The organism is Thermoleophilum album (assembly GCF_028867705.1).
In the GTDB taxonomy this organism is placed as follows: Bacteria; Actinomycetota; Thermoleophilia; order Solirubrobacterales; family Thermoleophilaceae; genus Thermoleophilum.
Genome location: NZ_CP066171.1, coordinates 25506 through 37180, shown reverse-complemented (window position 1 = coordinate 37180; position 11675 = coordinate 25506). Strand labels below are relative to the sequence as shown.

Sequence of the window (11675 nt, the reverse complement as noted above, 5' to 3'; positions counted from 1 at the left end):
TAGTTCGCTACCTCGGCTCGCAACAATGCCGCTTGTCGATGGTCGAGCTGATCGATCCGCGCGGGGATGTCGCTCCTTATACGCGTCAGCTCGCCTCGGCTCTCGCCGGCAGCGGTATCGACGTGCGCGTAGTCACCGCGCCGTTCGTGCACGGGGCCCTTGCGCCCGCAGCCGGCGTCACGGTCGACGAGCTCTTCCACCGTCTGAGCGGGCGGATCGGGAAGCGCCGCGTTCGCGCGTTCGCTCGCCTGGTCGAGCACCCTTTCGACGCTCTCGCCCACCGTGCTGCGCGCCGTCGGGCGGCCCTCCGCCACTACCAGTGGCTGCCCTACGAGCCGGTCGACCCCTGGCTTTTGCCCTCCGGCCGGCCGCGGCTGCTCACGCTCCACAACGTCTTGCGCCGCAGCGGGATGCTCGGCTCGAAGCGTTACCTGCGCGCCCTCGGCCAGCGTTTCGACGCGCTCGTCGTGCACACTCGCGCCGGGGCCGAGGTGCTCGTTCGAGCGGGTGTACCCGCCGAACGCATCTGCGTGCATCCCCACCCTGCTTTCACCCACCTGCGCTCGCTAGCGGGCCGCGCGGCGTTGCCGGCGCCGCTCGCGAGCGCCACCGAGGCTCCCGCGGTCCTCTACTTCGGCTCGGTACGTCCTTACAAGGGACTCGACTCGCTGCTGCGTGCCGCACGCCAGCTGGAAGGGTGCGAGCTGTGGGTTGTCGGGCGTCCACTTGTCGGCGATCTCGGCTGGGCGCGCGCGCTCGCCCGCGAGGTTCCGGTGCCGGTGCGGTTCGTCGACCGCTACGTCTCGGACACCGAGGCGGCGACACTGTTCGCTCGCGCCGCGGTGGTGGTACTGCCCTACCGCGCGATCGACCAGTCGGGCGTTCTCGCCCTTGCGCTCGGGCTCGGCCGCGCTGCGGTGGCAACGGCTGTCGGCGGCTTTCGCGAACTGGGCGAGGAGTTCGGTTATCCCGCTCTCGCCCGTCCGGGAGACGAAGACGAGTTGGCCGAGCGGATCGCGGACGTCGTGTCGCACCCGCAACGACGCCGAGAGCTCGAAACCCGTGCCGAAGAGCTCGCCGCGGGGCCGCTTTCTTTCGCTGCGGTCGCGCGCACGCTGATCGCCTTGTACGAGCGCCTCGGCGTACCCAGCGCGCGGAGCGTCGAAACGGAAACAGAAGCGTGAGCCTGCGCGCGATCTTCATGGCCAAACACAAGCGCTCCGCGGCGCGCGCGCTGGAATGGCTCGTCGAACGCGGCGTCGAGGTGCGCGCCGTCGTCTGCCCCGCCGACCCCGGCGACGCCCTCGACGCGCAACGCGTCGACCTCGTGGCTGAGCGCTACGGCCTCGCGCTCAGCGACGATCGGTCCTTGTACGAGCGCATCGCTGCTGGCGACCCGGAGCTGCAAGACGTCGACCTCGTGCTGTCTTTCCTCTTTTGGCGGCGCATCGAACGGCCGCTGATCGAGCTGCCGCGCCTTTACTGCCTCAACTTCCATCCCGCCCCGCTTCCCGAACTGCGTGGCCTCGGCGGCTACAACGTCGCGATCCTCGAGGGCTACCGCGAGTACGGCGTCTCGTGCCACCACGTGGCCGAGACGATCGACACCGGCGACATCGTTCGCGTGGTTCGTTTCCCGATCGATCCCGACACCGAAACGGCGCTATCGCTCGACCTACGTAGCCAGGAAGAGCTGCTCGCGCTTTTCCGCTCGGTGATCGACGAGGTCATCGCGGGGCACGAGTTGCCGCGCATCCCGCAAGGGGAGGGGCGCTACGTCGACCGGGCCGCGTTCGAGCAACTGCGCGTCGTCCGTCCTGGCGACGACATCGAGCGCAAGATCCGGGCGTTCTGGTATCCGCCCTACCCCGGAGCAGTGATCGAACTCGAAGGGCGGCGTTTCACACTTGTCGACGAGGGGCGTTTGCGCGAACTGGCCGCGATCTACCGCCGGGCCGGCTGGGTGCCCTAGGGTCGCGAGTTGGCGTCGCTGCGCACCCGCCATCGCAGTCGTCCGAGACCAGGCCGCGCGAGGCCGCGTCCCGCGAACTCGCCCAACGCGACCTACGGTGTCTGGTCGGCGCCGGCGATGACCACGACGCTCGCGTCACCGCCGAGCTGACGTGCGACCGGGTCGATCGGCTCGCGCTGGGCAATTCCGAGTTTGCGGCCGACGAACGCCGCTTCGCGTTCGTGCCCAGGCTGGAACAGCACGACCGATTCGGCGCGCTGCTGGTCGGAGTTGTTGGTGATGTTGCCGACGTCGAAACCGAGCGCCGAGAGGCGATCGCCGATCTGCGCCGCGAGCCCCGGGACGGTCGTGCCGTTCAGGACTGCGACGGTGATCTGGGAGGGCACGATCGGCCGCGCTGCCTGCTTGCTTGTCCCATCGCTTCCGGTGCGGCGAGTGCTGCTCGTTTCGCGACTCGGTGGGTTGAGAAGCGCAGATCCGGCGACACCAGCGATCGCAACAAGCGCGAGCACTAGCACTGCGACTGCCAGCAGCCGCCGCGGGGCCAACGCCGCGAGGCGCCGCACGCCGCGCTGCTCGCCAAGCCCGCCACGCATGATCATCGTCTCGTCCGCAGCGCTCGTGCCGGGGGCGCCGGCAACGTTCGCGCTCTCGTGACGCAGCGGTGGCGTGTCGGAGCGGATGGTGATCGTCGGTCGCCCGTGTGGGGGTGTCGCACCGTTGCCGCTGGTGCTGGTAGCGACTTCCGGGGCGGGTGCTCCGCTCGCCGTCGCGGCGCCGGCGCCGGCCTCGGTCGGAGCAGCGGGCTCCGCTGGTGCACCGACATCGCTCGCCCCTCCGCCCGCTTGGGCCGCTGCGGGCGCAGCGCCAGCGGCGGTCCGTGCCGCCTCGGCCGCCGCCGGAGTGGCCGGAACTGCACCGGCGGGCTGCCCCGCCGCCTGGCTGGCAGCGGCCGACGAGCGCGCTACGTGGACAGCTGTCGGTGTCGCGAGCGGCGCGCTTCGCACTGGCTGCACGGTGCGGACTCGTTCGGCCTCACGCTGCGCGACAGCTCGAGCGAACTCGTCGGCCCACTGACGGAGTTGGCGCAGCTCGCGGGCGTGAGCGAAGTAGAGCGACGCCAGCACCGCGAGCCCCGCCACCGAAGCGATCCCCGCGTACGCACCGATCTGCTGAACGAGCTCGCCGACCAACCTACGACACTCTAGAGTGACGTCGCCTTACCCTCAGCGGGCCGCGGCTCCGACTGCGCGTCGCTGCTGTCGCCGCGACTAGCCCACCGCTCAGCGGCGAGCTCGGCTACCGCCGCCGCCACATCGCCCGAGCTACCCGTGTAGGCCAGCTCCTCGATGCGAGCGAAAACGGCGTCGACCCACGCGGGGTCGATCGGCGCCCGCGCGGCACACACGATCTTCTCGGCTGCCGTCGGGCGCGGTGTCTCGTCGGGGTTGAAGAGCTCTTCGTGCAGTTTCTCTCCCGGGCGCGGGCCGACGATCTCGATCGCAATATCCACCCCCGGCTCGTAACCGGCCAGCCGGATCATGTTCCGTGCCAGCTCGATGATCGGCACCGGCTCGCCCATCTCGAGCACGAAGATCTCGCCGCCGCGCGCAAGGTCGCCAGAACGGATGATCAGCTGCACGGCCTCGGGGATCGTCATGAAGTAGCGCGTCATCCGCGGGTCGGTGACCGTCACCGGCCCGCCCTTCGCGATCTGGCGCCGGAAGATCGGCACGACGGAGCCCGACGAGCCGAGCACGTTGCCGAAGCGCACCGCTGCGTAGCGCGTGCCCGGATAGCGGCTCTGGGCTGCTTCGACCGCCCACTCGGCGAGCGCTTTGGAAGCGCCCATGACCGTTTGCGGCCGCACCGCCTTGTCGGTCGACACGAGCACAAACCGGTCGGCGCCGGCCGAGCCGGCGGCCGCTGCGACGATCCGTGTGGCGACGGCGTTGTTGCGGATCGCCTCGACGGGGTTCTCTTCCATCAGCGGCACGTGCTTGTAGGCGGCGGCGTGGAAGACGACGTTGGGGCGGTGCTCGAGAAAAACCTCGCGCATCCGCGTGGCGTCACGACAGTCGGCGAGAACAGCAGCGAGACGTGCGAAGTGGCGCTCCTGCTCGAGCTCGCGCCGGATCTCGAAGAGCGCGGTTTCGGCGTTGTCGACGAGCACCAACATGCGCGGACCGACACGGGCGATCTGGCGGCACAGCTCCGACCCGATCGAGCCACCGGCACCGGTGACGAGTACGACACGCCCGCGCAAGTAGGCGCCGACGCGGTCGATCTCCATCCGCACCGGCTCGCGCCCGAGGACATCCTCCACCCGGACCTCGCGCGCCTGGCGCACGAGCTCGATCCCTCCCGACAAAAGCTCGAACGTCGTCGGCAGCGTACGAACCGGAATCTGTCGCTCGCGACAGGCGGTCACCACCTTCTGGCGCAGCAGGCCGGGTGCGGAAGGAATGGCGATGATCACCTCGTCGGGCTTGGTGTCGTCGAGGATCCGCGGCAGATCGTCGGTGCTGCCGAGCACTTTCAGCCCGGCGATGCGCATCCCGCGCTTGCGCGGGTCGTCGTCGACGAAGCCGATCGGCGCACTGGCGAGCTGGGGGTTGCGGCGCAACTCGGCAGCAACCTGCTGCCCCCCGTTGCCGGCGCCGACGATCAACACCTCGCGCGCGGCACGTTCGAAGAGCGGGCCCCGCAGCGGTCGCTCGACCACCAGCGCGCGCACCAGAAAACGTGCCCCGCCGAGCAACGCGAGGGTGAGCAGCAGATCGAGCGCGATCACGCCGCGCGGCGGATCGACGCGCCCCGGGGCGAGCACGAAAGTCGCGGCGATGACAGCGACCGAGCCGACCACCACCGCGCGCACGAGCGAGTTGAAGTCGCGTTGGTCGACGTAGCGCCAGAGTTTCGAGTAGGCGCCGAACAGCGCCAAGACCACAACCTTCAGCGCCACCACCAGCGGCAGCGTGGCGAGCAAGAGGTCGCGGTAGCGCGGGGGGATGCCGTTGTCGAAACGCAGAACGAACGCAAGCCACCACGCCAGCGCGACGAGCGCCCCGTCTACCGCCAGCTGACCGATGCGCCGCACGCGCGGGCCCGCGAGCAGAGCGAGGAGCTGACCACTCGTTCTAGCCCGCTTGTGCGTGTCCCCGTTCACCGCTCGCTTCGAGAGCCGACAGCATGAGGCGGGCGAGATCGCCCGGATCGCGCCGCTTGCGTTCGAAGCCCGTGCGCGGCTTGTGCTCGATCCGCAGCTGCGACGGATCACCGAGCCGACGCATGCGCCCCTCGCGCAGCAGGAGCTCGTCGACGGCGCCCAGTCGCCCTTCGAACGTCGTGTAGACGGGCGTGCCGAGCGCCACCGCCTCGCGGTTCATGGTACCCCCCGCCGAGACAACCAGATCCGCCAGCGCGACGAGGCTTGGGGCGTCGATCGCCCGCTCGGGCACGCGCAGCCGCGGCCGCGCCCGCAACTCCGCGCGCTGCTCGGCGAGACGGGGCAGCACCACGACCTGCGCGTCCTCCCTCTCCAGGCGCAGCAGCAGATCGGCGAACAGCGGGTTGCGGAAGCGGTGGTAGAGCGACGCTTCCGGCGGCGTTCGCACGACGACGATCGGCGGGCCGTCGCGCTCGAGACCGAGCTCGTCGAGGACGCCCGCGTCGGGCTCGAAGTCGGCGAGGTAGTACTCCTCCTTGATTCCCGGGTAGCGCCGGAGCTTGCCGCGCGCACCGTAGCGGGCGAGCCGCTCGGGCGGGATCGCCTCCGGTACCACGACTGTCTGGGCGAGACGGCAGTTGATGTGGTGCTGGAGCGCCGCCCACTCGTAGTCGAAAGCGGTAGCCGAAGGGATACCGAGCACCCGAGCGGCCACCGAGATGTCGTTCGAACCGTGACCGAGCGCTAGGTCGAAGCCGCGCCGCCGCGCCCAGCGCAACAGCGCCGTGCTGCGACGGACGAGTCCGCGCGCCTTGCCGAGGACACCCGCGCCACCGTGCTCGCCGATCGCGGTGTGCGCAAGGCCATGGCGCCTACAGAGCTCGAGCGTCTGCGCGAAGTCCCGCGCTGTGATCTCGACTTCGTGGCCCTGCGCCCGGAGCCAGCGCACTATCGGCGCCATCACGAGCACGTGCGGGCTGTTCGTGAGGTCGACCCAGATTCTCACGGGGTGGTGGCGGCGAGGGCCCGCTCGATGGCAGCGACGACGTGCTCGCTTTCGGCGGCGGTGAGCTCGGGCCCCATCGGCAGCGCCAGGTTCGAGCGCGCAGCCTCTTCCGTACCGGGGAGCGCGACGTTCGGCGCATAGCTGCGCATCGCCGGTTGGCGGTGGATCGGTTGCGCGTAGTAGCTGCGCGCCTCGATGCCCTGCTCGCGCAACGCCTCCGCCAGGACGTCGCGACGCGGGTGGCGGACGACGTAGAGGTGGTAGACGTGTTCGCCCGCCGGCGGCTCGCTGGGCACGGTCACCTGCCGGTCGAGACCGAGATCGCGGTAGCGCGCCGCCGCCGAGCGCCGCGCCGCGTTCCAGCCGTCGAGCTGCGGCAGGAGCTCACGCAACACCGCCGCCTGCAGCGCGTCGAGGCGCGAGTTGAAACCGACGAGCTCGAAGGTCGTTTTGTCGCGCGAGCCGTGGTGGCGGAGCATCCGCACGCGGTCCGCGAGCTCCGGATCGTCGGTGGTGACAGCACCGCCATCGCCCAAACAGGGCAGGTTTTTCGAGGGGAAGAACGAGAAGGCGGCGATCGTGCCGAGCGTTCCTACTCGGCCCCCGGCGCCGCTGCCGCCGGTGGCTTGCGCTGCGTCCTCGACGATCGGCACTCCGAACTCCGCTAGCTCCTCGACCGGCGCCGGGTAGCCGAAGAGGTGAACGGCGACGATCGCCCGTGTGTGCGCGGTGAGGGCGGAGCGCACCGTCTCGGGCGTCAGACAGAAAGTCGTCGGATCGATGTCGCAGAACACCGGTCGCGCACCGATCGCTGCTACAGCCTCGGCGCTGGCGTAGAAGGTGAACGACGGCACCACGACGTCGTCGCCGGGACCGACACCTAGCGCTCGCAGCGACAACATCAACGCCTCGGTGCCGTTGGCGACGCCGACGCAGTGCCGAGCACCGACGTAATCCGCGAACTCGCGCTCGAAAGACTCGACCTCCGGTCCGAGGATGAACCTTCCACTCGCCACGACGCGATCGATCGCTGCGATCAGGCGCCGGTGGTGGGGCGCGAGCGTGAAGCGAAACAGCGGAACCTGCACGGCCCGGCTAGGCTAGCTGGACTCGCCTCCTGCGCGATTAGCAGCGCTCGCTCACGCCGTGCTCTTCGCATCAATCACCGACCCGATCGTCCAACTCGCCGTCGACGTCGTGAAGGCGCTCGGCCTGCCCGGCGTGTTCTTTCTCATGGTGCTCGAGAGCGCCTGCATCCCCGTGCCGAGCGAGGCGACGATGCTCTTCGCGGGCTTCAACGTCTCGCGCGGCGAGTACACGCTGCTGGCAGCGACGGCGGTCGGCTCGCTCGCGAACCTGGTGGGATCATGGGTCGCGTACGGGATCGGTCGCGCCGGGCGCGTCGACCTGCTCGAGAAGCACGGCCACAAGCTGCACATCAAGCGCTCCCATCTGGAGCTAGCCGACCGCTGGTTCGAGCGCTACGGCGACGCGACCGTTTTCTTCACGCGGATGATGCCGATCGTGCGAACGTTCATCTCGCTCCCCGCCGGCGTGGCGCGGATGCACTTTTGGCGGTTCAGCGTGTTGACGTTGCTCGGCTGCATCCCGTGGGTGTTCGGTCTCACCTGGTTGGGCGTTCAAGCGGGCGAGCGCTGGGAGACCTGGCGCGACAAGCTGCACTACCTCGACTACGCCGTCGCCGCAGCGCTCGTCGCTGGCATCGTCTGGCTCGTCGTGCGCCGTCGGCGACGAGCGCGGGACGTGGCCGAGGCCGAGCGGTGACCGCCCGGCGCTACCGCAGCTCTACCGGCATCCGCCACAGCTCGCACCGCCTCGCTCTAGCTCCCAGCGATTGGCTTCTGCTCGGCGCTCTTCAGGGCGTCACCGAGCTGTTGCCGGTGTCGAGCTCGGCCCACGTGCGCCATCTCGCTGCCGCCCTGGCCGCGCGCCGCGGCGGCGACCTGTCGCGGCGAGCGCTCGACCAGACGGGCAGGGCTATCGACGTCGCTGGCCACGCCGGCAGCCTGCTCGGCCTGGTCGTTTGCGCGCGACTCTCGCGCCCGCGCAGCTTCGGAACGCTCGTGCGCACCCTGCTGCCGGCGGTGGCCGCCAGTGTCGTGCTGCGCCGACCGCTTGCCCGCGCCGCAGGCGACGCTCGCGCAACGGCAGCGGCGCAGCTGGCGTCGGGGCTCGCGCTCCTCGCCGCCGCCAGTTGTCGGCGCACGACACCCCCTCCTGAGCGGAAGACGCTCGAGCTTGCGGTCGGCTTCGCTCAGACGATCGCGCTCGTCCCCGGCGTTTCGCGCTCCGGGGCGGTCGTCACGGTAGCGCTCGCGCTCGGTGCCGAGCGGGAGGAGGTCGAGCGCCTACTTGTCGAAACGCACGGTCCTGTGCTCGCCGCCGCCGCCGCCCGCGAGTTGGTGCCCCTTGTCGCGCGGAGCGGCAACAGTGCGCCGCTACCGCTCGCCGGCCTCGCGCTGTGCGCAGCGAGCGCCGCTGCCACCACGATCGCGCTCGGGCGCCCGGGCGCGAGCGCGGCACGGGTGACGCCCGCTGCGCTGCGCGCGGCCGCGCTTTACCGGGTCGCCCTCGCTCTTGCCGCCGGGCTGCGCGCGGTCATGTGGCACGACGGGCGGGAGGGGGCACACGCACGTCGCGCGACAAGCAAGAGCGCCACTCTCTAGCTGGGTCGCCAAACGCTTCCGTAGGCTTGAACAGTGTCCGCGTCCGTCCAGCTCGTCGCGGCGACCGCCCGCCCGACGCTCGAGCGCCTGATCCGCCATGCGCGGACGCTGCTCGCACCGCACGCGGTCGTCTACGCCGAACGCTCGGGCTCGCAGATCGCGACTTGGACAGCGCAGAGCGATCTCGAGGCTGTCGTCCCGCATCTAGCGTCGATGCTGATCGTTCGTGATCGCCCGCTGTTGCTTCCGCGCGTCGCGGCGTGGCAAGGGTCGTTGCGGCTGCGCGACCTGCTCGCGAGTGAGTTCGGCACCGAGCGCGGTGACCAGCTCTGGCAGCTCGCTGGGCGCTGCTCGCTGCTAGTGGTCCCGGTCCATGGTTCGATCGGCAACCGCCTTGGCGTCCTCGTGGCGCTGCGCCTCGACGAGGCGTCTTTCTCGCCGACCGACCTGCGTAACGCCCAGGTGCTGGCCGACCTCTCGGCGCTTGCGCTCGAACGGGCTGAGCTGCTCGAGCTCGAGAGTCGCCGCGCGCGGCGCGAGCTGCTGCTCAAGCGGGCGAGCGAGGAGATCGCCGCGACGCTCGATCCCGACCAGGTGCTGGACCGCCTGGCCCACCAGGCGCGGGAGGTCGCGGGGGCCGACGCGGCTCTCGTTCTGCGTCTCGAGCCAGGTATGCGCTCGGCGCAGATCGCCGCTGCCAGCGGGTTGCGCGTAGAGCGCGACAGCCGCGCGCCGATCGATCCCGGTCTCCTCGCGCGTGTGGCGCGTTCGCGCCAACCGTGGGTCGGTCCGGCAGAGGGTCGCCTCACGCTCGGATCTGGGATGTTCGCCGCACTGGCGCTCGCGCCGCTCGCGACAGGGTCGCGCGTACGTGCCATTCTCTGCGTCCTCGCCCGCAACGAGAGCGAGCTTGATCGCGACCGCCTCGACGCGCTCGTCGAGCTCGCGCGCTTCGCCGACGTGGCGATCGCCAACGCCGTCGAGCACGACCGTGAGAGGCGGATCGCGCGAGCGCTGACGCTCGGGTTCGTGCCCGAACCGCTGCCGTCCGTGCCGGACTACGAGTTCGGCCTCGTCTACGAGCCTGCGGCCGACGCCGTCACCGGCGGCGACATCTTACGGGGTGTGGGAGCTCGCGAGCGGAGCTACCGCCCTGCTCGTCGGCGATGCCGCCGGCAAAGGGGTCGAACGGGCAGCGCTCAGCGCCATGGTGCGCTTCTTCGTCGAAGCGAGATCGAGCGACGCGTCGGATCCGCTCGACGCGCTCGCGGAGGCGAACCGTCTGCTCTGCAGGCGCTTGCCAGAAGACACTTTCGCCACCGCCTTCTTCGCGGTGCTCGAACGCGACAGGGTGCGCTGGGCGCTCGCCGGCCACCTGCCGCCCCTCGTCGTCGAGGGCGGCGCTGTGCGCGAGCTCGAAGCGGGCGGCATGCCGCTCGGCGTCACCGAGGACTTGATCGCGAGGCGAGGCGACCTGGAGCTCGCGCCGGGCACCACGCTCGTCGCCTATACCGACGGCGTCACCGAGGCGCGGCGCGACGGCGAGCTGTTCGGCCGCGCGCGCCTTGTCAAGCTGCTCGAAAGCGCCTCTCCGCAATCGCACCCGCAGGCGGTTGCGGAGCAGGTGCGCGACGCGGTTCGCGCCTTCGCGGGACGTGCACAGGACGACCTTCTCGTGCTGGCCCTGCGGCGCGCCGACGGCGCGACCGACGCCGCGATTGAATCCCGCCCGCAATGAACGGAACCAGCGAACCGCTGCGCAAGGACGCCTACTCGACAGCCGGTGTCGATCAGGTTCGCGCCCACGCCGGTGTCGCGGCGATCGTGGGCGCCCTCGCCGAAGCGGGTGTGGCCGCGCGCGGTTCGCTCGTACCGTCCGGCCATTACGCCGCAGTTCTCGAGGTCGCGCACGGACCAGCGTTGGCGCTCGCGACCGACGGCGTCGGCTCGAAACTGGTCGTCGCCGAGCAGCTCGCTCGTTTCGACACGGTCGGCATCGACTGCGTGGCGATGAACGTCAACGACATCGTCTGTGTCGGCGCCGAGCCGGTGGCGTTCCTCGACTACGTCGCGGTCGAAAAACCGGACGAGGAGATGCTCACCGCTGTCGCTGCCGGGATCGCCAGCGGCGCCGCGCAGGCGGGCGTGGTGGTGCCGGGTGGCGAGCTGGCCGTGGTCCCCGATCTGATCCGCGGCCATCCTTCGCCGCGCGGACTCGACTTGGTGGGTTTCTGTGTCGGCACGGTTGCGCGCGAGAGGATCCTCGACGGAAGTCGGATCGCACCGGGCGATGTCGTGATCGGTCTTCCGTCGAACGGCATCCACGCCAACGGCCTGACCCTCGCGCGCAAGGCTTTGCCCGATCTCGCCGAGCGACCGGGGACGCTGGGAGGTCGGTCGGTTGGCGACGTGCTGCTCGACCCGACCGAAATCTACGTTCGCTGCGCCCTCGACCTGCTGCGCACAGCGGGGGAGGGTCCCCTCCATGGTTTCGCTCACATCACTGGCGACGGGCTGCTCAATCTCTTGCGCTTGAACTCCATGGTCGGCTATCGCATCGACCAGCCTTTGCCCTCGCCGCCGATCTTCGCTTTGATCGCCGAGCGCGGTGGCGTCAGCGAGGCCGAGATGTGGGAGGTCTTCAACATGGGGTGCGGTTTCTGCGTGATCGCCGACCGCACACGTGCCGACGACCTTCTCGCGGTAGCTCGCCGCCACTACCCCGCAGCGGCGGTGATCGGCGAGGTCACCGATCGCGCCGGCCTCGTCGAGCTCCCCGGCGCGGGGTTGGTCGGCGATCGGCGCTCAGGGTTCCGGCCCGGTTCCGCTTGAAGCGGCCGC

Annotated in this window: 10 protein-coding genes and 1 pseudogene; 7 read left to right on the top strand and 4 right to left on the bottom strand. The window is 70.4% G+C overall.

The window, feature by feature from the left end:
- The first annotated feature begins 38 nt into the window (after nt 1-38).
- Nucleotides 39-1184: a glycosyltransferase family 4 protein gene (locus JDY09_RS00145; protein ID WP_274716795.1), complete on the top strand. Its 1146-nt coding sequence runs from the start codon at nt 39-41 to the stop codon at nt 1182-1184.
- On the top strand, nt 1181-1972 hold the full coding sequence (locus JDY09_RS00140; RefSeq protein WP_274716794.1) for a methionyl-tRNA formyltransferase: 792 nt from the start codon (nt 1181-1183) through the stop codon (nt 1970-1972). Before JDY09_RS00145 ends, JDY09_RS00140 begins: the two co-directional genes overlap by 4 nt.
- Nucleotides 1973-2064: 92 nt before the next feature.
- Here JDY09_RS00140 and JDY09_RS00135 read toward each other — a convergent pair whose 3' ends face one another.
- Genes JDY09_RS00135 through JDY09_RS00120 form a run of 4 tightly spaced genes read right to left on the bottom strand, consistent with a single transcriptional unit; the run spans nt 2065 to nt 7235 of the window.
- A complete protein-coding gene (locus tag JDY09_RS00135; protein WP_274716793.1) occupies nt 2065-3165 on the bottom strand; it encodes a LytR C-terminal domain-containing protein in 1101 nt (366 codons plus the stop codon).
- Nucleotides 3166-3176: 11 nt separating this feature from the next.
- Complete coding sequence (locus JDY09_RS00130; protein ID WP_274716792.1) at nt 3177-5141, bottom strand: polysaccharide biosynthesis protein; 1965 nt, start codon at nt 5139-5141, stop codon at nt 3177-3179.
- Nucleotides 5113-6147 (bottom strand): DUF354 domain-containing protein, encoded by a 1035-nt coding sequence (locus tag JDY09_RS00125; RefSeq protein ID WP_274716791.1) that lies wholly within the window; start codon nt 6145-6147, stop codon nt 5113-5115. The genes JDY09_RS00130 and JDY09_RS00125 overlap by 29 nt, the downstream gene beginning before the upstream one ends.
- A complete protein-coding gene (locus JDY09_RS00120) occupies nt 6144-7235 on the bottom strand; it encodes a DegT/DnrJ/EryC1/StrS family aminotransferase (protein WP_274716790.1) in 1092 nt (363 codons plus the stop codon). Before JDY09_RS00120 ends, JDY09_RS00125 begins: the two co-directional genes overlap by 4 nt.
- Before the next feature lie 58 nt (nt 7236-7293).
- Here JDY09_RS00120 and JDY09_RS00115 point away from each other — a divergent pair, with 58 nt between their 5' ends.
- From JDY09_RS00115 to purM, 5 genes and pseudogenes are all read left to right on the top strand, one after another.
- Nucleotides 7294-7932, top strand: a complete 639-nt coding sequence (locus JDY09_RS00115; RefSeq protein ID WP_274716789.1) for a DedA family protein — start codon at nt 7294-7296, stop codon at nt 7930-7932.
- Nucleotides 7929-8834, top strand: a complete 906-nt coding sequence (locus JDY09_RS00110; RefSeq protein WP_274716788.1) for an undecaprenyl-diphosphate phosphatase — start codon at nt 7929-7931, stop codon at nt 8832-8834. The genes JDY09_RS00115 and JDY09_RS00110 overlap by 4 nt, the downstream gene beginning before the upstream one ends.
- Before the next feature lie 33 nt (nt 8835-8867).
- Nucleotides 8868-9749 (top strand): annotated as a pseudogene (locus JDY09_RS09950) (GAF domain-containing protein); the annotation flags it as partial.
- 208 nt (nt 9750-9957) lie between these two features.
- On the top strand, nt 9958-10572 hold the full coding sequence (locus JDY09_RS00100) for a PP2C family protein-serine/threonine phosphatase (RefSeq protein ID WP_274716786.1): 615 nt from the start codon (nt 9958-9960) through the stop codon (nt 10570-10572).
- Entirely contained in the window at nt 10569-11666 is a 1098-nt protein-coding gene (purM, locus tag JDY09_RS00095; RefSeq protein ID WP_274716785.1) for a phosphoribosylformylglycinamidine cyclo-ligase, read from the top strand. The genes JDY09_RS00100 and purM overlap by 4 nt, the downstream gene beginning before the upstream one ends.
- Nucleotides 11667-11675 lie beyond the last annotated feature (9 nt).